Genomic DNA, 20,061 nt, shown 5'->3' on the forward strand with positions numbered 1-20,061 from the left:
CGTCCCTCACCGGTTCTGCGGGGAGCGGTAGCCGGGCCGGCGGCGGGGTTCGCGGCGGGAATCCGGCACGTGCCGGTCCCCCGAGCGCGGGACCGGGTACGGCCCGCGGGCCCCTTTCCCGCCGAGGGTCCTGGTCTCCGGCTGGCCGCCCATGACCATCAGCGGGTCGAACATCACGATCACGCCCGCGAGGAGCAGGAAGGCGAGCGGCCCGATCATCATCGGCGCGAGGATCTCCGCGGAGGAGGCACCGGCCGGCACGGTGTCCGGGCCGTGCAGGTGGACGCTGAGGGCCGCCATGCCCGTGTAGTGCATCCCGGTGACGGCGAGACCCATGACGAGGCTGGCGCCCAGGCTCCACAGGAAGCCCTTGACCTGCGCAGCCGCCCAGAGTGCCGCCGTGGCGGCGACCATGGCGATCACGACGGACGCGGCGACGGTGAGGGTGTTGTAGTCGAGCGTCCCGCGCAGACGCATACCGGCCATTCCCAGGTAGTGCATCGAGGCGACCCCGAGGCCCGTGATCGTCCCGCCGGTGAACAGCGCGGTCCCGGTCGCGCCCCGGTAGCCGACGATGAAGATGCCGATGCCGACCATGACGATGGCGACGGCCAGGCTCGCGAAGGTCAGCGCCTTGTCGTAGCGGATGGGCGCCTCCTCGACGGTGAAACCCATCATCGCCACGAAGTGCATGGTCCAGATGCCGGAGCCGATGGCGGCCGATCCGAGCGCGAGCCAGCCGGGGCGCCAGGAGCGCGCGACGAGGAGCGATCTGGTCGTACAGCGCAGCCCGAGCGCTCCTCCGAGGCAGGCCATGACGTAGGCCACCACCGGGGTGACGACTCCGTAGCTGAACCCGTCGACCGTGCCCTGCATGCGAGGTAGCCCTTCCGCCTGTTGCGTCCAAATGACCCGTCACGTCCCGTACGCCCCGGCCCGCGGCCATCTGAAAGGCCGTCGGCTGAGGCAGAGAGTAAGGCTCCCGCCGGAACGCACGAACGATTTTCCGGCAAAGAATCGCGTCACTCGCGCGCGGGGTCCCTCGCTCCGGATACCTCCGTTCAGCCTGTGGCCATCCTGCACCTGTCTCCCGTTGGCCCTTGACTGTCACTCTCGACCGGTCCGCGATCTCACGACGCGAGGAGTACTTGTGTACACACGCGCTGCCGCCACCACTGTCGCCGCTCTCCTGGGCGCCGGTGCGCTGGTCCTCCCCACCACCGCCGCCGCCGACACCCCGGTGGCGCCGAGTGCCGCCAAGCCCGGCACCCCGCTGGTGGTCGCCCACCGGGGAGCGTCCGCCTACGCGCCCGAGAACACCTTCGCCGCGATAGACAAGGCCCGGGACATGGGGTTCTCCTGGGTCGAGAACGACGTCCAGCGGACCAAGGACGGCGAGCTCGTGATCATGCACGACGACACCTTGAAGCGGACGACCAACGTCGAGCAGGTGTTCCCCGGGCGGGCCCCCTGGAAGGTCGCGGACTTCACGGCGGCGGAGATCGCCAGGCTGGACGCGGGGAGCTGGTTCAGCCCGAAGTACGCGGGTCAGCGCGTGCCGACCCTGAAGCAGTACATGAAGCGGGTCTCGCGCAACAAGCAGAGCCTCGTCTTCGAGTTCAAGAAGCCCGAGCTCTACCCGGGCATCGAGAAGCAGGGCCTGCGCATCCTGCGCGACACGGGCTGGCTCGACCGGCAGCACGTCAAGAAGAAGCTGGTCATCCAGAGCTTCAGCGCCGACAGCGTGAAGACCGTGCACAAGCTGCGGCCCGACGTGAAGACGGGCTTCCTCGGCACGCCCGCCGTCGCCGACCTGCCCCGGTACGCCAAGTTCTCCGACCAGATCAACGCCACCCACACCTCCATCTCGGCGGCCTACGTCAAGGCGATACACGCGCTCAAGGGGCCGCACAAGAAGCGCCTGGAGATCTACACGTGGACGGTCAACGACGCCCCGAACGCGGTGCGCGCGGCGCGCTTCGGCGTGGACGGCATCATCACGAACACGCCCGACGTCGTCCGCAAGGCGGTGCGCAAGGGCTGACGCCCGCTCGTCGCCGGTGACCGGAGACGCCCCGGCGGCCGGGCGTTGTCAGTGCCCGGCCGTACGGTGGTCGCATGGACGCCAATGTGCAGGGACGGGGCCCGCTCGTATGGGCCGTCGTCGGCAGCGACATCGGGCCGCTGCTGCTGGCCGCGACCGCCGAGGGGCTGGTCACCGTGGCCTTCCACGCCACCGACGCGGTGCGTGACAGGACCCTGGACCGGCTCGGTTCCCGACTGGGCACCGAGCCGGTCCACGCGCCGGAATCACCCCTGCTCGCCGAGGCGATACGGCAGCTCTCGGCGTACTTCTCCGGTGCGCGGCAGGACTTCGAGCTGCCGCTCGACTGGTCGCTGAGCTCCGGCTTCAACCGCCAGGTGCTGCGCGAGCTCGCCTCCGGTGTGCCGTACGGCTCGGTGGTGGGCTATGGCGACCTCGCCGACCGGGTGGGCAGCCCCGGGGCGGCCCAGGCCGTGGGCATCGCGATGGGGTCCAATCCGCTGCCGGTCGTGGTGCCGTGCCACCGCGTGGTGGAGAGCGACGGCGGCATAGGCGGCTTCGGCGGCGGCCTGGAGACCAAGCGGCAGCTCCTCGCGCTGGAGGGAGTGCTCCCGCAGCCGCTGTTCTGAGGGGCGGAGAGCGTCGCCCGGCGGCGCCGCGGCCGTGGGCCCGCTCATGGCTGTTTCCGGGGCACGAGTCTCCTGGCACACTGCGCCAGTGACTACGCCCGTCGACGCTCCCCGCACTGACATACCCACGCCACAGGCGCTGCCCGCGCTGCGCCGCCGTACCACGGCCGTGCTGATCGCCAGCCAGATACTGGGCGGACTCGGGGTACCGATCGGCATCGCGCTGGCCCCGGTGCTCGCCACCGAGGTGAGCGGGTCGGAGGCGTTCTCGGGCCTCGCCCCCACCGCTTCGGTGGCCGGCACGGCCCTGCTCTCGCTGCCGCTCGCCGCGCTGATGACGGCACGCGGGCGGCGTCCCGGCCTGGTCCTCGCCTACGTCATCGGCGCGGTCGGAGCCGGGCTCGTGGTGCTCGCCTCGGTGGCCGGCAGCTTCCCGCTGCTGCTGGTCGGCATGGCGGCCTTCGGCGCGGGGTCGTCGGCGAATCTGCAGGCCCGCTTCGCCGCCGCCGACCTCGTCGAGCCGGACCGGCGCGGCCGTGCCATCTCGCACGTCATCTGGGCCACCACCATCGGCTCGGTGCTCGGTCCCAACATCGCGGCGCCGACGAGCAGGCTGTTCGAGGGCACCGCCGTGCCCGAACAGGCGGGGCCCTTCCTCTTCGCCGCGGGGATCTTCGCGGTCGCCGCACTGGTGGTGGCGGTGCTGCTGCGGCCCGACCCGCTGCTGACCGCCCGCGCCCTGGCCCCGCGGGAGGACGAGGACCCGCGGAGCAGGTCGCTGCGGGCCGGTGTGGCCGCGGTGGCCGCGTCGCCCATGGCCCGCCTCGCGCTGGTGACGGTCGCCGCCTCGCACACCGTGATGGTCTCGATCATGGTGATGACCCCGGTGGACCTGGGCCACCACGGCGCGAGCCTGCAACTGGTCGGCCTGGTCATCAGCGGTCACATCGCGGGCATGTACGCGTTCTCGCCGGTGCTCGGCTGGCTCGCCGACCGGTTCGGCCGCCTCTCCGTCATCGGCCTCGCGGTGGGCCTCCTCGGCTGCGCCGCGCTGCTCGCCGGCACGGCGGGGCCGAGCCACGGCCAGACGGCCGCCGGGCTCTTCGTGCTCGGCCTCGGCTGGTCCGCGGGCCTGGTCTCCGGCTCCGCGCTGCTCACCGACTCGGTGCCGCAGGCGGCGAGGGCCGCCGTGCAGGGCCTGTCGGACCTGACGATGAACACGGCGGCGGGCATCGGCGGGGCGGTGGCGGGCCTGATCGTCGCGCAGGCCGGCTACGGCTGGCTCAACCTCATCGGCGGCCTCGTCCTGCTGCCGCTCGCCGCGCTCGCCGTCCGCAGGGCGGTTCGAAACACGCCCTAGGGATCAAGGCAGCGTGATGTGGTACGCCTTGCGCAGCGTCTCGTGCACGGTCCAGGTCGTACGGTCGCCCTCGCGCAGCACGGCGGCGTCGCCGGGGCCGATCTCCAGCGTGGCGCCGCCCTCGACCACGACGGTGGCGCGGCCACTGACGACCACGAACAGCTCATCTGCCTCGGTGTCGGTGACGACGCCGGGCGTGATCTGCCAGATGCCGCGCGCCTGCTTGCCGTCGGCGGACTCCCACAGCACCTTGCCGGTCACCACCGGATCGCCGGAGACGATCTGGGCGGGATCGAGCGGTTCGGCCGTCAACTCGGCGTCCGGGACGTGCACGGCGAAAGAGGGAACGCCTTGATCATTCTTGGTCATGGCCGGTCACCCTAGCCGGGGCTCGCGCCGGGCAACCAGCGGGGTCCGCACGCGGTTTGGCGACCACCGCGCCCCGTCAGGGAGAGGGCCCATACGGAGCGGAATAGTCCGTTCCCACAGGGCTCAGCGGGAGAACCGAGTCGGCTGGCAGACTGGCACATCTCGTCGTCAGCGCTAGGAGCCCCACATGTCGATGGCCGGCAACCTGCGGAAAGTCGGAGGCCTGGGCAAGGTCGGCAGCCTGCGGAAGGTCCGCGGTCTGCGGAGAGTGGCACGCCTCGGCCGCCGTCACACACGCGTCGATCTGAGCCATCCCGCCCGGTCCCCGCTGGGTTCGTCGGTGGTCAACTGCGTGACGTACAGAGAAGGGGTGCGCCAGTCCCCCGCACGCGATCTCATCGAGTCGGTGGAGCGCATCCGCAAGTTCGACGACGGCTTCGTCTGGCTGGGTCTGCACGAACCCACCGAGGAGGAGTTCGCGGACATCGCCGACCTCTTCGACCTCCACCCGCTCGCCGTGGAGGACGCCGTCCACGCGCACCAGCGCCCGAAGGTGGAGCGGTACGACCACACGCTCTTCGCCGTCTTCAAGACCGTCTGCTATGTGGAGCACACCGAGCTGACCGCCACCAGCGAGGTGGTCGACACCGGCGAGATCATGCTCTTCGTGGGCCGCGACTTCGTCATCACGGTCAGGCACGGCAGCCACGGCTCGCTCGGCCCGCTCCGCGAGGCCCTTGAAGCGGCTCCCGAGCAGCTCGCCCAGGGGCCCGCGGCCGTCCTGCACGCGGTCGCGGACCAGGTCGTGGACGACTATCTCGCGGTCACGAGCGCCGCCCAGTCGGACATCGACCAGGTGGAGTCGGACGTGTTCGCGCCTAACGGGGCACGGGTCGACCCCGGCCGGATATACCAGCTCAAGCGCGAGCTGCTGGAACTGAAGCGCGCCGTGGTGCCCCTCGGCCGCCCCCTCCAGGTACTCGCCACCCAGCCCATGCGGATCATCGCCCCGGAGATACAGGCGTACTTCCGGGACGTGGACGACCATCTGAAGCGGGCCACCGAACAGATCTCCGCCTTCGACGAGTTGCTGAATTCGATCCTCCAGGCCCATCTGGCCCAGGTGACCGTCGCGCAGAACGAGGACATGCGGAAGATCACCGCCTGGGCGGCGGTCGTCGCGGTGCCCACGATGGTCTGCGGGATGTACGGGATGAACTTCGACCACATGCCGGAGCTGCACTGGCAGTTCGGGTATCCGCTGGTGATGGGCCTGATAGCGGCGGTGTGCACCGCGCTCTACCGCGGCTTCCGGCGCAACGGCTGGCTGTAGCGGGGAGCGGCGGCAGTCGGGGGCGCGTTCCGCCTCAGCCGTTCCATGCCGGGTGCCGCGGGTCGTCCGCCCGTACCACCACGTCCGCCGTGGCCGCGGGGTCCGTCTCCGTGTCGTACCGCTCGAAGGCCGGCAGCGTCCAGCGTTCCGCCTCCGGGGTGCGCCGCCGCAGGGCGCCCGGCGAGAGGCGTACGTGCACCGTCAGATCGAAGGGGAACCAGTGACCGAGCAGCAGGGGGCCGTGCAGCAGGAGCACACCGCCCAGCGGCAGCCGGACATACGGGCTGCGCGTCGCGCGGTCGGTCGCCGGGTCCCACAGGTCGGGCAGCACCCGGCCCGTCCCGCCCGGTTCGAGCGGCCCGAAGACCTCGCGCCACAGCGCGCCCGTGTCGAACCAGCCGCTGTGGTAGGAGTCGGCGTCCTCGTGGCCGTACTCGAAGCGCAGCGACGCCGGCCGCAGGAAGCCCTCCGTGCCGACGACGAGGGCGGTCCTGCCGCGCAGCCGCAGCGCCTCGCTCACCCGCCGCGCCAGTTCGCCCGTCCCGGCCGCGGGGGCCCCGTCCACGGCGACGCGCGGCCACGGGCCGCCGTCGGCGGGCTCCAGGTCGAGCAGGCGGTCGGCGAGGGTGTCGGCGAGCCGCTCCCAGGTGATCGGTTCGAGGCGCACGGGCCCATGATGCCGTCCGGCGCACGGGGGCGGCCGCGGGGGCGGGTGCGTGGTCCGGGGAATGAGAGGGGTATGGCGAGCCCTCCTGCCGGCCTCGTGGCCTTCCAGCCCCTCACCCGACGGTACTGCGCGGAGTGCCGCTCGGGGCCGCTGGCCCTGCTCACCCTCGAAGGCGGCGAGCCGCGCTGCCTGGACTGCGCCGACCTCGGGCACCTGGTCTACCTGCCGCGCGGCGACACGGCGCTCACGCGGCGGGCCCGCGAGGACAGCGGCCTCTCCGCGGTGGTCGTCCGCTTCCACCGCCGCCGGGCCCGTTATGAACGGCAGGGCGTCCTCGTCGAAGAGGCCGCGCTCGTCCGGGCCGAGGAGCGCTGCCTCGCGGACGCGGAGGCGCGGGCCCGGCGCCGGGCGAGGGACGCGGTGCGGCGGGCCGCGGAGGACGTGCGGTTCACCGCGGCCTTCGCGGAGGAGATACGGCGGCTCTTCCCCGGCTGTCCTGCGGACCGGGCCCACACGATCGCCGCCCACGCCTCGCTGCGGGGCAGCGGCAGGGTGGGGCGCAGCGCGGCGGGCCGAGCGCTGTCGCAGGCGGCGGTGACGGCGGCGGTCATCGCGGCGGTCCGGCACACGGCCACGCCGTACGACCGGCTGCTGATGAGCGGGGTCCCGCGCGGCGAGGCCCGCCGCCGCATCGCTCCCCCGGTGGAGACGACGCTACGGAGCTGGCGGGCCGCCCCTGACAGACCCCCGAACCGACGCCCACGCCACCCCTGACCGGGGCCCACGCACCACCGCCCGCCAAGCCGTGCGCCGACCGCCCACCCCAAGCCGTGCCCCCCACCCCCCGATCCGGGCCGCACACTCACCTCACCTCCCTACCGGGGCCCGCGCACCCCGCCCGCCAAGCCACGCGCCCACCGCCCGCCCCAAGCCGTGCGCCCAGGGGACGCGTAGGGCTGACGCGGCTCGGCGCAATTGACTTGTCGTGATGCGGTCCGCCGTGGAGGATCATCGCGGCCCGCCCCCCTACGTAACGGCCCTCATGACTCAGGGAGTTGCCATGATCGACGGACCGTACTTCGTCCTCGCCGTGCTCGGGGCGCTGGCCTGCGGTCTCGCCGCCGGGGCCTTCGCCGCGTTCTCGACCTTCGTGATGAAGGGGCTGGCCGCGCTGCCCCCGGCCCAGGGCATCGCCGCGATGAACGCGATCAACGTGACCGCGGTCAACCCCTGGTTCATGGCCGTGTTCCTCGGGGCCGCGGGCCTCTGCCTGGTGCTCGCCGTCGTGACGTTCGTGCTCTGGCCCGACGAGGGCACCGCCGGGCTGCTCATAGGCTGCGCGCTGTACCTCGTCGGCTGTTTCGGGGTGACCGTCGCGGCGAACGTCCCGCGCAACGACGCCCTCGCCAAGGTCGACCCGCGGAGCGAGGAGGGCGCCGCCTACTGGCGTACGTACGTCCGTGAGTGGACCGCGTGGAACCACGTCCGTACCGCGGCCTCGCTGGCCGCGACGGCGTCCATCATCCTGGCGCTGACCTGAGCCCCGCCCCGACCCGCTCCCGTACCGGAGCCGAGGGCCCACGGCTCACGGCTTGCGGCCCACCGCCCCGTATCCCGGGACCGGCCCGTCCGCCGGGTCGGTCACCCGCTCGCCGAACTCCGGCTTCCACTGGTCGATGATCGCGACCCCGGGGTCCACCAGCTCGTACCCCTCGAAGAAGCGCGCCACCTCCGCGCGCGAGCGCAGGGCGAGCGTCATGCCGCGCGCCTTGTACAGGTCACCGGCCTGCTCGGCGGTGGCCGGGGTGAAGTCGCCCGTGCCGTGCGACAGCATGAGGTGGCTGCCCGACGGCAGGACGCCCATCATGCGGTCCACGAGTTCGTAGGCACCGTCCTCGTCCGAGATGAAGTGCAGCAGCGCGACGAGCGACAGGGCGACGGGCTTGTCGAAGTCCAGGACCCGGGACGCCTCCTCGATGATCCTCTCCGGCTCGCGGAAGTCCGCCTGGAGGTACTCCGTGACACCCTGCGGCGTCGAGCGCAGCAGGGCCTCGGCGTGGGCGAGGACGATGGGGTCGTTGTCGCAGTAGACGACCCGTGCCTCGGGGGCGATGCCCTGGGCGATCTGGTGGAGGTTCGGTTCGGTCGGTATGCCCGTGCCGATGTCGAGGAACTGCCGCACCCCTTCGCCCGCGAGCCAGCGCGTGGCGCGCTGCATGAACGCGCGGTTGTTGCGCGCCATGGTCAGCACGCGCCCGTCCATGGCGACGAGCTGGCGGCCCATCTCCTCGTCCACCGGGTAGTTGTCCTTGCCGCCGAGGAACCAGTCGTACATCCGTGCGGGGTGCGGCTTGCTGGTGTCGATGTACGACTGGTCGGTCATGGCAGCTCCACGATGTCGTGAGTCATGAGGCGCGGTCAGGAGAGCAGGAAGTCGGCGTCCCCCGCCTTGGCCCCTTGGATGAACGCGTCGATCTCGCCGTGCGTGTAGATGAGCGCGGGGCCGTCGGGGTCGGCGGACTGGCGCACGGCGACCCTGCCGTCGGCCAGCTTCATGGCCTCCAGGCAGTTGCCGCCGTTGCCGCCGCTCCACGGCTTGTGCCAGCCGTCGTTGCCGAGGTCGCGTGCGGGCATGCCGTTGTAGATGCGGGACTCGCCGCGGTTCTCGGTGCGCGAGTCGTCGCGGGCACCGGGTGAACGCGGACCGGCGGGGCGCGTTCCGGCTCGATGTCGGTCCATGTGTCACAGCTCCTTGCGGACGTCCCGCAGGAAGTCCTTCGTGCGTTGTGCCGTGGCGGCCTGCGCCGCCATGCGGTCCATGACCTCCAGGTGGGTGGCCACCTCGCTGCGCGCGTCCAGGTAGACGGCGCCGGTCAGGTACTCGCTGTAGACCATGTCGGGCAGCTCCGCCATGGCGAAGCGGAAGATCACGAATGGTCCGTACGTTCCTGGGTGCGGGCCCGCCGAGAAGGGCGCGACCTGCAGGGTCACATGGGGCAGTTCGGTGGCTTCGAGCAGCCGGTCGAGCTGGCGGCGCATCACATCGGGCTCGCCCACGGGCCTGCGCAGCGCGGTCTCGTCCATCACCACCCAGAGCCGGGGCGCGTCCTCGCGGGCCAGCAGCGACTGGCGCTCCATGCGCAGCGCCACGTACCGCTCGATGTCCGCGGGCCGTGTCTGCCCTATGGCCCCGGACCGCATCACGCCGCGGGCGTACTCCTCGGTCTGGAGCAGGCCGGGCACGAAGTGCGGTTCGTAGGACCTGATGAGGCTGGCCGCGCCCTCCAGGCTGACGTACATGCTGAACCAGCCCGGCAGGATGTCGTGGAACCGCTGCCACCAGCCGGGCTTGTTGGCCTCCTCGGCGAGCGTCACGAAGGCCTCGGCCTCTTCGTCGGGGACGCCGTAGGCCTTGAGGAGGAGCTGGAGGTACGGGATCTTCAGCGCGACCTCCGCCGTCTCCATGCGGCGGACGGTGGCGGGGGCGACGCGCAGGATCTTCGCGGCCTCCTCGCGCTTCAGGCCCGCGCCCTCACGCAGGTCTTGCAGGCGACGACCGAGAACGACCTGTCCGACGGTCGGCGCGGACCGCGGTTCGCTCACGTCTCCTACCTCCACCTGACTCCGCGCTGTGCCGACGCACACCGCACCGCGAGCTGTTGGGAGCAGTGTGCCATGCGCGCTCTCGGGGGAACACGCCACTGTGCACTTTTCAGAGTGGGTCTTGCCAAGGTGTTCTGGGCGGGGCGATAGTGGATGGCGTGACTCCGCCCGCGCCGTTAGTGACCGAAGCCGCCGAAGGCCGTCTTGGTGTTCCCGCCGAGGCCCGGCCCGAGGATGCCGCCGAAGTCTGCGTCAGTTTCGTGCTCGCCCCTCATCCGGGCTCCGTCGCTCAGGCCAGACGGCTGATGCGCGCGCAGTTCGGTGTCTGGGCCGTGCGGGACGAGGACGCCTGCGACGCGGCGGCACTCATCCTCTCCGAACTGGTCACCAATGCCGTGGTGCACACCGCGAGCCGGCGGATCATCTGCGAGCTGTGCGCGGAGTCGGAGAAGCTGCGAATAACCGTGCGTGACGAAGGGTGCGGTTCAGGCATCCCGCGCCCTGCGCATCGGGGGATGGACGAGGAGCACGGGAGGGGATTGCTTCTCGTCGATGCGGTGAGCAGCGCGTGGGGCGTCCACGACGCGGGGCCCGGAAGCGGGCGGACGGTGTGGGCGGAGTTGCGACGGGTGGCGGACGCGACGGCGTGGGCTTAGGCCGGTCGCGAGGCGCCGACGAAGACCGACGTCGGCGGTGAGCAGGGAGAACGGGTGAGTCGAGCGTGGCAGTGACGCAGGCGGGATGCGTGTGAGCGCGGGTACGGTGCGGCCGTTGAACCTGGGCACGCTGGTCGGGCTTACCCGGCAGAGACAGCGCGTCGGAGCCCCGGTGCCCGCGCACCTCCGGCTCGACCTGCCGGAGGGCATGACGCAGCCGCTCGGCTGCGACGCCGTGGCGGTGCCCGCGCGGTTCGGGCCGCGGCTGATGGACCGGCTGCCGCGCGTGGGGTGCGTGTACGAGGACGGGCCGCGCTGGTGGTGGATCGTGCCCGCGGACTCCGACGTCGCCATGGAGTGGCCCGCGCCGGTCGCCTATTCGGCGGGAGCGGTGGTCAGGGACGCGGGCTGCCGCCGTCCCGTGCTGATCAACCGCCCGGAGGGCGACGTCCCCTATACCCCGCCGATCCCGCTGTATCTGGCCCTGTGCGGCGAGACGGGGACGACTCCCGGGTGGTCACGGGCCTGGCTGTAGGAGGCCCCGGAGGCCACCGGGCCGGCCGGCCCGAGACCCTTCCGGTCCGAGGCCCCCCGGCCCGGCCGGCATCACGCCGCCATGGCGGCCTCCGACTCGCCGACGACCACCAGGAAGGCGTCCGACGCGAGGTCCATCACGACCTCCGCGGGCTGCCCCTCGTCCCTGCGGGCCCGCGCGAACTCCTCCGCGGGCCACGATCCGCGCGGTCCGCCTGCCGGAAAACGCCCCAGCACCGTACGTCCGTTCACCATGTTCCTGTCCCCCGTGCCGTTCCGTGCGCGGGCCGAAGGTCTCGGCGCCGCGTCTCTCGTACCGGGATAAACGCGCGGGACACCCCGCAGGGCTCGCGATGTGACCGAACCGCAACGGAGTCGCGCCATATCCCAGGGTTCTCCCGGGGTCCACGGCGACCGGTAGGAGGCCCCGCACCGGGCACCGGAGGGCGGGCTCAGTCCTCGTACTCGTCGTGGTACCGCACCCGCGCGCTGCCCGCCGGTGCCCCGAACGCCGACGCCCGGCCGCTCGGCCGCTCCCACTCCTCCTGGCGGCCGAGCGCCGTGAGGTCGAGGAGGCTGCTGGTGGAGCCGATGCCGTCGAGCCCGCGGGCGAACGTGGCGTACGTGTGGAAGACGCGGTCGCCGTCCCGCAGGAAGCAGTTGATCGCGGGCACGTCGTGCGGTTCCTCGTCGGAGGAGGCCCGGAAGTCGTGGTTGAAGTCGCCGCCGTCGGTCGAGAACCACGGCACCGTCCAGCCCATGCGGGCCTTGAAGGCGAGCAGCCGGGTGAACGGCGCGCGGGAGACGGCGACGAAGGTGGTGGAACGGGCCCGCAGGTGCGAGAGGTGCCCGATCTGGTCGAGGAAGGCGGAGCAGCTCCGGCAGCCCGCCTCCCACTCCGGCGCGAACATGAAGTGGTAGACGATGAGCTGGTCACGGCCGTCGAACAGGTCCAGCAGCGTGGCCTTCCCGTCGGAGCCCTCGAAGTAGTACTCCTTGTCGACCTCCACCATCGGCAGCCCGCGCCGCTCGGCGTTGAGCGCGTCCCGCGCGCGCGTGGCCGCCTTCTCCTTGGCCAGTAGGTCCTCGCGCGCGACGAGCCACTCCTCACGCGTGACGATGTCCGGAAGTCCCATGGTGTGTCTCCTCCACCCTTCGGGCGCGTACCTCAGCGAAGGGTGGACCGGCCGCGTCCGCGGAACTCATCGCTCGCGCCGGAAGAAGTTCCGGGAACCCTCGGAAACGCTTCCAGCTGTAGGCCGGTGCCGCCCGGGCAGCGCCCCGCCCCGCCCGCTCACCCCTCGTACTCCTGGACACGCTTCCCGTGGCTCCGGTCGACGAGTGCGGGCAGCAGGGTGCTCAACTCCTCCACGACGTCCGGCACATCGACGGTGAGCAGCCGCCGGTCGCGCATCAGCACGCGGCCGTCCACGATCGTGTCGCGCACGTCGGAGGAGCGCACGCTGTGCACGAGGGTGGCGGCGAGATCGTGGACGGGCCGGGTGTGCGGACCGGACAGATCTACGAGGATGACGTCGGCCCGCAGCCCCTCGGCGAGGCTCCCCGCCTCCCGCCCGAGGCCGACAGCGCACGCGCTCTGCAGCGTCGCGTGGTCCAGGGCCTGGCGGGCGGTGAGCCAGGTGGGGTCCCGCTCCGTGTGCTTCTGGACGAGGACGGTGAGCGCCATGGACTCCCACACGTCGAGGGTGTTGTTCGACGCGGCGCCGTCCGTGGCGAGGCCGACCGGGACCCCGGCCCCGCGCAGGGCCCGTACTGGTGTCGTGTCCCAGCCGAACTTCAGGTAGCCGCGGGGCGCGGACGCCACGGCGACGCGTCCGCGGGCGCGGCGCAGCACGGGCAGGTCGCGGGCGGTGTCGAGGCCGGTGGCGTGGGCGATGAGGAGGTCCACGCCCTCGTCGAGGAGCCCGGCGCGCTCCAGGGTCTCGATGGGGGTGCGGCCGTGCCGCGCCAGGCTGTTGTCGGTCTGCTCGCGGTTCTCGGCGGCGTGGATGTGGACGGGCAGACCGTGCTGCCGGGCGAGCCGGGCGGTCGCCGCGAGGTCGGCGTCGTCGACGGTGTAGGGGGCGTGCGGGGCGAGGCAGGTGGTGACGCGCCCGTCGGCCGTCCCGCGCCGCCGCAGCGCGAAGTCGAGGGAAGCGGCCCGGCCCTCGGGCCCCTGCGAGGTGAAGAATGCCTGGCCGAGGAGGGCGCGCAGACCGCTCTCCGCGGTCACGTCGGCCACCGTGTCCATGGCGAAGTAGTGGTCGGCGAAGGTGGTGACACCGCCGCGGATCATCTCGGCGCAGGCGAGCCGGGCCCCCAGCTCGATCACGCGCTCGGTCAGATTGCTCTCGACCGGCCAGATCCAGTCGTTGAACCACGCGTGGGCCGGCAGGTCCTCGGCGAGACCGCGCAGGGCCACCATCGGCGTGTGCGTGTGGCAGTTGATGAGCCCGGGGAGGGCGACGCAGCCGCGCCCGTCGATGTGTTCGACGGCGGCGGGGCGGGCTCCGGCCCCGGCCCAGGCCTCCTCCGACGCGGCTTGCCCGGACGACACGGAGGCGATGCGTCCGTCGCGTACGACGATGACGGCGTCGTCGACGAAGACGACGTCCCCCCGCGGGCCGTGGGTCAGGGCCGTGCAGCCGGTGATGAGGAGGTCGGCGGGGCGCGTGCGGCCTGGCGTGGCCGGTCCGGGCGGGCCCGGCGCGGGAGGCGGCGTCATCCCTTCACGGTAGTGCGAGTGCGCATCCGGCGGCCCTGTCGCGGACCCGCTTTCACGGGCACGCTGGCATCACCCGCCTTGTGCCGGGGGCCGAGCGGACGCGAGGGAGTCGGCCATGCTCATCGGTACGTGGAACCTGGAGAACCTCTACCGGCCCGGCGGCCCGTTCGGGCCCCGCGACAAGGCGGCGTACGAGGCGAAGCTGGCCTCGCTCGCGGCGACGGTGGGCGCGCTGCGGCCGAGCGTCCTCGGTGTGCAGGAGGTCGGCGACGCGGACGCCCTCGAAGACCTGGCGGGCCTGCTTGAGGGCACCTGGCACATCACCCTGTCCGAACATCCGGACGACCGGGGCATCCGCGTCGGCTTCCTGAGCAGCCTGCCGCTCTCCGTCGTCACCGACACGGTCCGCTTCCCCGCGCCGCTGCGTCCCGTGCAGGTCGACGACTCGGGGCGGACGACGTCGCGGGCGGGGCGCGGGGTGTTCGCGGTGACGGTGTCGACGCGGGCCTTCTTCTTCGACGTGGTGGTCTGCCATCTGAAGTCGAAGCTGCTGTCCTATCCCGGTGGCTCCGGTGGCTCCGGTGACTCCGGTGACGCGGAGCGCTCGGGGAGCCGCTTCCGGCCTCGTGACGAGGGGGAGCGCGCGCGGTACGCCGCCTACGCGCTCGGCCGCCGCGCGGCCGAGGCGGCCCTGGTGCGCGCGGTGACGGACGAACTGCTGCACGGCGACGGCAGGGAGCACGACGTCGCCGTACTCGGTGACCTCAACGCCGAGGAGGGCGCCGCGACGACGCAGATCCTCCTCGGCCCGCCCGGTTCGGAGATCGGCACGCCGGGACACGGCCGCCCCGACGGTGGCGACGCGGCCCGGATGTGGAACGTGGCCCCGCTGATCCCGCCCGAGCAGCGCTTCTCCCGCATCCACGCGGGTCGCCGCGAGCTCATCGACCACGTCCTGCTGAGCCGGGGCATGCTCGACCACGTCCGGTCGGCCGGGACGGGCGCGCCCGGGGCGGGGGCGGGCGCGCTGCCGTCGGTGGCGGACGGGGACCCGGCGGTCCGCAGGGACGCGGCGGGTTCGGACCACGCGCCGGTGTGGGTGCGCGTCCAGCCCTGAGCGGTGCCGGGGCCCGCCGCGCTCCGCCTCAGCCGCGCGGCAGGACGGTCGAGAGGACGCCCGGCAGCGGATACCAGTCGGCCGACACGATGCTGGCGTGCCGCCGCGCGAGCAGCGCGACCCGTTCGGCGGCCTGGGCCTCGGTCGGCCGGGTGCCGTCGATGGCGGGGGCGACGCGGTGCGCGTCGGTCATGACGACCAGATAGCGGCGGTCGGCGTACCACTTGGTGTCGATCGCGCCGCCCGCGTACGTCGACGCGTCCCCGTCGAACAGCACGAACCACGGCCGGATCGACGCGTCCGTGTACCTGCCGCGCGGGTCGCCCGCCTCGGCGCCGAGCACGGCGGGGAAGGCGGCGGCGTCACCGAGGCGGCCGGCCGCGGCGAGGTCGCGCAGATGGGTGGCGTACTCGCGGTCGGTCCACAGGGTGTCCACGGGGTTGCCCTGCTCGACGGTGCCGGGTATCAGCTCGACGATGAACTTCCCCGCCAGGCCGGCACGGTCGGGCCAGCCCTCGGCGCGCACGGCGTCGTCCAGTGTGGCGTGTCCCGCGGCCAGCCGGCCCGGCCGGTAGACGGCGTCCCCGAGCGCGCTCGTGAGCAGGGCGTCGAGGTCGGCCGGGCCGCGCCCGCGCGTGCCGAGGAAGCCGTCCTTCAGCTCCATCTTGAGGACGACGGGCCGGTGGCCGGGGTGGGCGTCGTGCCAGCTGCGGATGTCCCGCAGGCAGCCGGCGAGGCTCTGGTTGCGGGACTTGGTGCGCAGCTCGGCCGCGCTCCGCGCGTTCTCGCAGTTGTTGTCGTTGCCCAGCGGATTGCTGTGGGAGACGCGCCAGCCGCTGCCGAACGCGTTGGTCCACACGTCCAGCTCCAGCATGGCGGCGCCGGAGTCGAGGGCGTCGGCGAAGTAGGGGTACTTCGCCTTCTCGTACGCGTTGTGGACGCCGACGCCGGTCGTGGCGGAGTAGGCGGCCGCGGCGGAACGGGCGGACGCGCCCCGGGGTGCGGGGGCGTCGCCGTCGGCGGCCGAAGCCCCGCTTCCGCTCCACGCTCCCCACGCCAGCACGGCTCCCGCCACCAGCCCCACGGCTCCCCTGCGCACCATCCCGTACACCGTCCTCTCACGTACCGCTGCGGCCAACTCAGCGGAAACGTAGGGGAGTCGGGTGACGCAGGGAAGACGGCGTGGTGGACGTGGCATAGCCGACCGCGGGGTGCGGCCGTGCCGGACGAGGCGGGCGTGACACGATGGCCCCGCGGGGACGAAACATTTCGGCCAGGCCTTTCGGGCAACGCTTTTCGGGCCGGGCATTTCAGGCGAGGCATGAGGGGCCGTGGGGACGACGGATACGGTGCCGACGGCTGCCCCTGGGGCGAGCCGTGACCGGTCGAGCGGTGACCGTGCCGGCGGGGAGCGGGCCGGCGGGCGGCGGGCGAGTGACGGGCGGACGCGTGGCGAACCGTCGGACGCCGGATGGCCGGACCTTCCCGGCGACACGGTCCTCACGATCCGCGTCCCGGAGGCGGATCACCTGGTCAGGGCCGGGTTCCCGGCGCACGTCACGGTGCTCTACCCGTTCCTCGGGGAGTCGCGGTTCGACGGTGCGGGGGCGGGTTCCGTACACGCGGAACTGGTGGACCTCTTCGCGGCGCACGCTCCCTTCACGCTCACGTTCACCCGGTTCCGCCGCTATCCGGGGGTCCTCTACCTCCCGCCGGCCCCCGAGGCCCCGCTCCGCGCGCTCACCGAGGCCCTCACCGCCCGCTGGCCCGAGGCCGTCCCCTACCGAGGGATCTTCGACCCGCCCCTGGCCCCCCATCTGACCCTCGCGAATCACGAGGGCCCGGACACCTACGAGGCCGCCTACGACGCCCTGGAGCGCGCACTCGCCCCGCACCTCCCACTGGTCAGCCACGTGACCTCGGTCGACCTCCTCGTGACGGACGGTCCGGGCAAGGGGTGGCGGGAGTTCAGGACGTACCGGCTGGGCGGAGCGGGGGGAAATCCGGCCTGATGCCGGACACGGGCCCGGCGAGGCGCCGCGCGTCCACTACGGTGTGCCGGCGTCAGGGACGCACGGCTTCCCCCCAGGGACGCCCGGCCGCCCGGCCGCCCGGTCGGGAGCCGACGTCCGTACCCCGCTCCCGAAGGGACCGCCCCGTGGCTCTCACTCTTCCGCGCACCTCGGGCAACCGCCTCGCCGTGGCCGTCGCCGTGACGGCCGTGCTGGCCGTCGGCGCGCCCGCCGCGTACGCCTCGCTGGACGGCGGCGACGGACCCGCCACGACCGCTGCCGCGCAGCGCGGCAAGCCGTACGCCGAGACCCGGCTCTTCTTCGGCACCGAGCGGCCGGACGGCGGGCCCGCGGTGACCGACAAGCAGTTCATGGCCTTCGTCGACAAGGAGGTCACGCCGGGCTTCCCCGACGGGCTGACCGTCCAGGACGGGCGCGGGCAGTGGCGCGACGCCGGAGGCAGGATCGAGCGGGAGCGCTCGTACGAACTGATCCTCCTGTATCCGGTCGCCGAGGTGCGCGAGCGGGACGTGCTGATCGAGGAGATCCGCAGCGACTACGAGAAGGCGTTCGCGCAGGAGTCGGTCGCACGGCTCGACGAGCGGACGCGGGTCGACTTCTGAGACCGCGCGGGACTGTGCACCGAGCCGGCCGTGGAGGGCTCCCGAGGCCGTGGGCGGCTCCCGGGACCATGGCGGACCGGATCGTGTCGGCTGCCCGGTGCCGCTCACGGCGGCGGCGTGTACGTGCGCCGGGCGCGTGAGCGCCGCCGCCACCGCTTCCCGGGCCCCGGCCGCCGCGCCGTGCACCACCCGCTCGGCGTCCGCGACCCCACGCGCCCCGCAGACAATTCGGTGGCGAACCGGCCACGTCACCAGCACGCTTGCCCCATGAAAGCCCAGCACGCCGACCTCACCGCCACGTCCGCCGTCCCGACCGCCACGTCCGCCGAACCGCCCGTGCCGATCCGTCAGATCCGCGCCCTGTACACGGATGCGACGATCACGGTCTACCAGGCGTACGACCCCGCACTCGGTGTTCCCGCGGCCCGCGACGGCCGCTTCCCGGCCGCCTGGAAGCGCGACCGCATGACGTGGATCAAGCCGTCCTTCCTGTGGATGATGTACCGCTGCGGCTGGGCCACGAAGGAGGGGCAGCAGACCGTGCTGGCCGTCGAGATCACCCGCGAGGGCTTCGACTGGGCGCTGCGCAACGCCTGCCTCTCGCACTACGCGCGCGGCACGCACCCCGACGAAGCCGCCTGGAGGCGTGCCCTGCGCCGCTCCCCCGCCCGGGTCCAGTGGGACCCCGAGCGGGACCTCCACCTCAACGCCCTGCCCCACCGCTCGCTCCAGCTCGGCCTGGCGGGCGACGCCTCCCGCCGCTACGCGGACGAGTGGACGGTCTCGATCACGGACGTCACCGGGCCGGCGCGCGACGTCCACGCCCTCGTACGCGCCGGAGACCTCGCGGGGGCCGAGAAGCTGCTCCCCGCCGAGCGGCCGTATCCGGCGGGCGATGCCGGACTGGCCCACCTGCGGGCCTGAGCGGCGCGGCCCCGCGGCACGGACCGCTGCGGCACCGTCAGCCGCCGAGAACCGCCGTCAGCGCGCCCACCACGTCCTCGTCCGCCTCTCCCTCCGGCCACCAGTCGTCGGCGTGGGGCTCGCTGCGGTACGGGTACCAGCGGCCGTCGCGGCCGAAGCGGAGCTGGAGGGAGCCCTCGGCGTTCGTGAGGTGGTTGCGGTGGATCGTCATGCGCGGGAGGTCCGCCGCCGCGAGGGCGCCGCGGGCCCGGTCGAAGGGTCCCGCCGGGGGGTCCCAGGGGGATTCAAGGACGGCGAGGCCCTCCTCGCCGCCCTGGCGCCAGGCCGCCGCCGCCCGGGAGAGGCCGGCGGGGGTGCGGCCCACCGAGCGGGCCAGCTCGGCGAACTGGCGGCTGAACGTCCTGCGGCCCGTGAGACCCGGGTGCGAGGCCGCGAGGCGGACCGCGTCGTGCCAGGGGGACGCTGCCGTGAACGGGTCCGCGCCCGAGGTGAGGTACGCGTGCGCCCGGGCCGCCGCGTCCGTGATCAGGAACTCCAGGGAGGCCGGGTCCGGGGCGCCCGGCATGGCCGGCAGGACCGGCGGCTCACCCGGGTGCGCCGGAGTGGCCCGCGGGGGAGGCAGGGGCCTGCGGACGTCCTTGGCGAGGACGTCCCTGGCCGGGACCCCCGGGAGCGCCGGCGCCGACCCGGCGGGGGCGGGAAGCGCGGGTCCGTCGGGCGTGGGCTCGGACGGCCGGGCGGCGGCGGGCGCCGCCGCGTCCGCGGGCGAGGAGGCGGTGGGCGTGGTGGTGGGCGTGGTGGTGGGGGCGGGTGCTGGAGGGCCGTCCGGGGCGGCCTGTTCCGCCGCTGCGGCCCGTGCGTTGCGGTGGGCCAGTTCGTCCAGGAGGTCGGGCTCCTCGCCGCCGCGCATGAGCAGCAGAACGAAGGGGTCGGCGTCCAGGAGGCGGGCCGTCTGGTAGGCCAGGGCCGCCGCGTGTTTGCAGGGGTGGCCGCGGTCGGGGCAGGTGCACGACGGGGACAGCTCACGGGCGCCCGGCAGGAGGGGGACGTCCGCGCGGTCCGCCGCGTCCGCCAGGGCGGGCGGCATGTCCTTGTCCAGGAGGGCCGCGATGTGCGCGGGGTCGGCCGTCACCGCGTCCAGGAAGCGGTCCCAGTGGTCGGGCAGCATCGTGCGCAGGCGGATCTCCGCGCGGTAGGGGCGGGGTCGGCTGCCGTGGACGTAGGCCACGATGCGGCCCGGGGCGACGGTGATGGTGTCGACCGCGCCGGCACGCGCGTACGTCCGGCCGCGCGCCAGGCGGGCCTGGTCGAGGGCGCCGGTCTCAAGGGCGTCGATCCAGGCGTTGCCCCACCAGGTCGCGGCGAACGGTGCCTCGGGGTCGGGGTGCGGCGGCAGCGCGGGGAAGACGCGCCCGCTGCCCATGCGGCTCGTCTCGCTCATCCCGCTGGCCCGGCCCAGGCCGCC

General features: G+C 73.3%; 23 protein-coding genes. 12 read left to right on the forward strand and 11 right to left on the reverse strand.

Annotated elements, in window-relative coordinates:
- Positions 1 to 6 precede the first annotated feature (6 nt).
- On the reverse strand, positions 7 to 876 hold the full coding sequence (locus AB0I16_RS00655; RefSeq protein WP_363247087.1) for an MHYT domain-containing protein: 870 nt from the start codon (positions 874 to 876) through the stop codon (positions 7 to 9).
- Positions 877 to 1,150: 274 nt separating this feature from the next.
- Between AB0I16_RS00655 and AB0I16_RS00660 the strand changes: the two genes are divergently transcribed.
- The 3 genes from AB0I16_RS00660 to AB0I16_RS00670 all read left to right on the forward strand — a co-directional run bounded on the left by AB0I16_RS00660 (position 1,151) and on the right by AB0I16_RS00670 (position 4,033).
- The gene (locus AB0I16_RS00660; RefSeq protein WP_363247089.1) at positions 1,151 to 2,044 is read left to right on the forward strand and encodes a glycerophosphodiester phosphodiesterase family protein; all 894 of its coding nucleotides are present in this window, start codon (positions 1,151 to 1,153) and stop codon (positions 2,042 to 2,044) included.
- A gap of 74 nt (positions 2,045 to 2,118) precedes the next feature.
- Complete coding sequence (locus AB0I16_RS00665) at positions 2,119 to 2,673, forward strand: methylated-DNA--[protein]-cysteine S-methyltransferase (RefSeq protein WP_363247090.1); 555 nt, start codon at positions 2,119 to 2,121, stop codon at positions 2,671 to 2,673.
- A gap of 88 nt (positions 2,674 to 2,761) precedes the next feature.
- Positions 2,762 to 4,033 (forward strand): MFS transporter, encoded by a 1,272-nt coding sequence (locus AB0I16_RS00670; protein ID WP_363247091.1) that lies wholly within the window; start codon positions 2,762 to 2,764, stop codon positions 4,031 to 4,033.
- Between the two features lie 3 nt (positions 4,034 to 4,036).
- Here the strand turns inward: AB0I16_RS00670 and AB0I16_RS00675 are convergent, their stop codons facing one another.
- The gene (locus AB0I16_RS00675; protein ID WP_363247093.1) at positions 4,037 to 4,402 is read right to left on the reverse strand and encodes a cupin domain-containing protein; all 366 of its coding nucleotides are present in this window, start codon (positions 4,400 to 4,402) and stop codon (positions 4,037 to 4,039) included.
- A gap of 187 nt (positions 4,403 to 4,589) precedes the next feature.
- Between AB0I16_RS00675 and AB0I16_RS00680 the strand changes: the two genes are divergently transcribed.
- Positions 4,590 to 5,735: a magnesium and cobalt transport protein CorA gene (locus AB0I16_RS00680; protein WP_363247094.1), complete on the forward strand. Its 1,146-nt coding sequence runs from the start codon at positions 4,590 to 4,592 to the stop codon at positions 5,733 to 5,735.
- A 34-nt stretch (positions 5,736 to 5,769) separates the two neighbouring features.
- Here AB0I16_RS00680 and AB0I16_RS00685 read toward each other — a convergent pair whose 3' ends face one another.
- The gene (locus AB0I16_RS00685; RefSeq protein WP_363247095.1) at positions 5,770 to 6,402 is read right to left on the reverse strand and encodes a uridine kinase; all 633 of its coding nucleotides are present in this window, start codon (positions 6,400 to 6,402) and stop codon (positions 5,770 to 5,772) included.
- Between the two features lie 72 nt (positions 6,403 to 6,474).
- Between AB0I16_RS00685 and AB0I16_RS00690 the strand changes: the two genes are divergently transcribed.
- Both AB0I16_RS00690 and AB0I16_RS00695 read left to right on the forward strand, forming a co-directional pair.
- Positions 6,475 to 7,176 (forward strand): DUF2293 domain-containing protein, encoded by a 702-nt coding sequence (locus tag AB0I16_RS00690; protein ID WP_363247096.1) that lies wholly within the window; start codon positions 6,475 to 6,477, stop codon positions 7,174 to 7,176.
- 286 nt (positions 7,177 to 7,462) lie between these two features.
- A complete protein-coding gene (locus AB0I16_RS00695) occupies positions 7,463 to 7,942 on the forward strand; it encodes an anthrone oxygenase family protein (RefSeq protein WP_363247097.1) in 480 nt (159 codons plus the stop codon).
- 45 nt (positions 7,943 to 7,987) lie between these two features.
- On the opposite strand, the gene AB0I16_RS00700 is transcribed toward AB0I16_RS00695, so the two are convergent.
- From AB0I16_RS00700 to AB0I16_RS00710, 3 genes are all read right to left on the reverse strand, one after another.
- Positions 7,988 to 8,785: an SAM-dependent methyltransferase gene (locus AB0I16_RS00700; protein WP_363247098.1), complete on the reverse strand. Its 798-nt coding sequence runs from the start codon at positions 8,783 to 8,785 to the stop codon at positions 7,988 to 7,990.
- A gap of 35 nt (positions 8,786 to 8,820) precedes the next feature.
- On the reverse strand, positions 8,821 to 9,036 hold the full coding sequence (locus tag AB0I16_RS00705; protein WP_363247303.1) for a DUF397 domain-containing protein: 216 nt from the start codon (positions 9,034 to 9,036) through the stop codon (positions 8,821 to 8,823).
- 108 nt (positions 9,037 to 9,144) lie between these two features.
- Positions 9,145 to 10,005: a helix-turn-helix transcriptional regulator gene (locus AB0I16_RS00710; protein WP_363247099.1), complete on the reverse strand. Its 861-nt coding sequence runs from the start codon at positions 10,003 to 10,005 to the stop codon at positions 9,145 to 9,147.
- A gap of 158 nt (positions 10,006 to 10,163) precedes the next feature.
- Between AB0I16_RS00710 and AB0I16_RS00715 the strand changes: the two genes are divergently transcribed.
- Both AB0I16_RS00715 and AB0I16_RS00720 read left to right on the forward strand, forming a co-directional pair.
- Positions 10,164 to 10,661, forward strand: a complete 498-nt coding sequence (locus AB0I16_RS00715; RefSeq protein WP_363247100.1) for an ATP-binding protein — start codon at positions 10,164 to 10,166, stop codon at positions 10,659 to 10,661.
- Between the two features lie 85 nt (positions 10,662 to 10,746).
- The gene (locus tag AB0I16_RS00720) at positions 10,747 to 11,196 is read left to right on the forward strand and encodes a hypothetical protein (protein ID WP_363247101.1); all 450 of its coding nucleotides are present in this window, start codon (positions 10,747 to 10,749) and stop codon (positions 11,194 to 11,196) included.
- Between the two features lie 71 nt (positions 11,197 to 11,267).
- Here the strand turns inward: AB0I16_RS00720 and AB0I16_RS00725 are convergent, their stop codons facing one another.
- The 3 genes from AB0I16_RS00725 to AB0I16_RS00735 all read right to left on the reverse strand — a co-directional run bounded on the left by AB0I16_RS00725 (position 11,268) and on the right by AB0I16_RS00735 (position 13,920).
- Positions 11,268 to 11,450 (reverse strand): hypothetical protein, encoded by a 183-nt coding sequence (locus AB0I16_RS00725; protein ID WP_363247102.1) that lies wholly within the window; start codon positions 11,448 to 11,450, stop codon positions 11,268 to 11,270.
- A 197-nt stretch (positions 11,451 to 11,647) separates the two neighbouring features.
- Positions 11,648 to 12,331, reverse strand: a complete 684-nt coding sequence (locus tag AB0I16_RS00730) for a DUF899 domain-containing protein (protein WP_363247103.1) — start codon at positions 12,329 to 12,331, stop codon at positions 11,648 to 11,650.
- 158 nt (positions 12,332 to 12,489) lie between these two features.
- Entirely contained in the window at positions 12,490 to 13,920 is a 1,431-nt protein-coding gene (locus AB0I16_RS00735; protein WP_363247104.1) for an amidohydrolase, read from the reverse strand.
- Positions 13,921 to 14,035: 115 nt separating this feature from the next.
- Between AB0I16_RS00735 and AB0I16_RS00740 the strand changes: the two genes are divergently transcribed.
- Positions 14,036 to 15,037: an endonuclease/exonuclease/phosphatase family protein gene (locus AB0I16_RS00740; RefSeq protein WP_363247105.1), complete on the forward strand. Its 1,002-nt coding sequence runs from the start codon at positions 14,036 to 14,038 to the stop codon at positions 15,035 to 15,037.
- Between the two features lie 28 nt (positions 15,038 to 15,065).
- Here the strand turns inward: AB0I16_RS00740 and AB0I16_RS00745 are convergent, their stop codons facing one another.
- On the reverse strand, positions 15,066 to 16,139 hold the full coding sequence (locus AB0I16_RS00745; protein WP_363247106.1) for a phosphatidylinositol-specific phospholipase C domain-containing protein: 1,074 nt from the start codon (positions 16,137 to 16,139) through the stop codon (positions 15,066 to 15,068).
- Between the two features lie 229 nt (positions 16,140 to 16,368).
- Here AB0I16_RS00745 and AB0I16_RS00750 point away from each other — a divergent pair, with 229 nt between their 5' ends.
- The 3 genes from AB0I16_RS00750 to AB0I16_RS00760 all read left to right on the forward strand — a co-directional run bounded on the left by AB0I16_RS00750 (position 16,369) and on the right by AB0I16_RS00760 (position 18,596).
- Positions 16,369 to 17,049: a 2'-5' RNA ligase family protein gene (locus AB0I16_RS00750; RefSeq protein WP_363247107.1), complete on the forward strand. Its 681-nt coding sequence runs from the start codon at positions 16,369 to 16,371 to the stop codon at positions 17,047 to 17,049.
- Between the two features lie 146 nt (positions 17,050 to 17,195).
- Positions 17,196 to 17,672 carry a DUF3574 domain-containing protein gene (locus AB0I16_RS00755; protein ID WP_363247108.1) on the forward strand — a complete coding sequence of 159 codons (477 nt, stop codon included), beginning with the start codon at positions 17,196 to 17,198 and terminating at the stop codon, positions 17,670 to 17,672.
- Between the two features lie 267 nt (positions 17,673 to 17,939).
- Positions 17,940 to 18,596, forward strand: a complete 657-nt coding sequence (locus AB0I16_RS00760; RefSeq protein ID WP_363247109.1) for a DUF4291 domain-containing protein — start codon at positions 17,940 to 17,942, stop codon at positions 18,594 to 18,596.
- Positions 18,597 to 18,633: 37 nt separating this feature from the next.
- On the opposite strand, the gene AB0I16_RS00765 is transcribed toward AB0I16_RS00760, so the two are convergent.
- On the reverse strand, positions 18,634 to 20,037 hold the full coding sequence (locus AB0I16_RS00765; RefSeq protein WP_363247110.1) for an SWIM zinc finger family protein: 1,404 nt from the start codon (positions 20,035 to 20,037) through the stop codon (positions 18,634 to 18,636).
- Positions 20,038 to 20,061: the final 24 nt, after the last annotated feature.

The organism is Streptomyces sp. NPDC050703, from assembly GCF_040654435.1.
In the GTDB taxonomy this organism is placed as follows: domain Bacteria; phylum Actinomycetota; class Actinomycetes; order Streptomycetales; family Streptomycetaceae; genus Streptomyces.

Coding starts and splice junctions, on each gene's coding strand:
- AB0I16_RS00680 (WP_363247094.1), top strand. CDS start 4,590: ATGTCGATGGCCGGCAACCTGCGGAAAGTCGGAGGCCTGGGCAAGGTC.
- AB0I16_RS00675 (WP_363247093.1), bottom strand. CDS start 4,402: ATGACCAAGAATGATCAAGGCGTTCCCTCTTTCGCCGTGCACGTCCCG.
- AB0I16_RS00665 (WP_363247090.1), top strand. CDS start 2,119: ATGGACGCCAATGTGCAGGGACGGGGCCCGCTCGTATGGGCCGTCGTC.
- AB0I16_RS00720 (WP_363247101.1), top strand. CDS start 10,747: ATGCGTGTGAGCGCGGGTACGGTGCGGCCGTTGAACCTGGGCACGCTG.
- AB0I16_RS00705 (WP_363247303.1), bottom strand. CDS start 9,036: ATGCCCGCACGCGACCTCGGCAACGACGGCTGGCACAAGCCGTGGAGC.
- AB0I16_RS00740 (WP_363247105.1), top strand. CDS start 14,036: ATGCTCATCGGTACGTGGAACCTGGAGAACCTCTACCGGCCCGGCGGC.
- AB0I16_RS00765 (WP_363247110.1), bottom strand. CDS start 20,037: ATGAGCGAGACGAGCCGCATGGGCAGCGGGCGCGTCTTCCCCGCGCTG.
- AB0I16_RS00700 (WP_363247098.1), bottom strand. CDS start 8,785: ATGACCGACCAGTCGTACATCGACACCAGCAAGCCGCACCCCGCACGG.
- AB0I16_RS00690 (WP_363247096.1), top strand. CDS start 6,475: ATGGCGAGCCCTCCTGCCGGCCTCGTGGCCTTCCAGCCCCTCACCCGA.
- AB0I16_RS00760 (WP_363247109.1), top strand. CDS start 17,940: ATGAAAGCCCAGCACGCCGACCTCACCGCCACGTCCGCCGTCCCGACC.
- AB0I16_RS00695 (WP_363247097.1), top strand. CDS start 7,463: ATGATCGACGGACCGTACTTCGTCCTCGCCGTGCTCGGGGCGCTGGCC.
- AB0I16_RS00735 (WP_363247104.1), bottom strand. CDS start 13,920: ATGACGCCGCCTCCCGCGCCGGGCCCGCCCGGACCGGCCACGCCAGGC.
- AB0I16_RS00730 (WP_363247103.1), bottom strand. CDS start 12,331: ATGGGACTTCCGGACATCGTCACGCGTGAGGAGTGGCTCGTCGCGCGC.
- AB0I16_RS00725 (WP_363247102.1), bottom strand. CDS start 11,450: ATGGTGAACGGACGTACGGTGCTGGGGCGTTTTCCGGCAGGCGGACCG.
- AB0I16_RS00655 (WP_363247087.1), bottom strand. CDS start 876: ATGCAGGGCACGGTCGACGGGTTCAGCTACGGAGTCGTCACCCCGGTG.
- AB0I16_RS00745 (WP_363247106.1), bottom strand. CDS start 16,139: ATGGTGCGCAGGGGAGCCGTGGGGCTGGTGGCGGGAGCCGTGCTGGCG.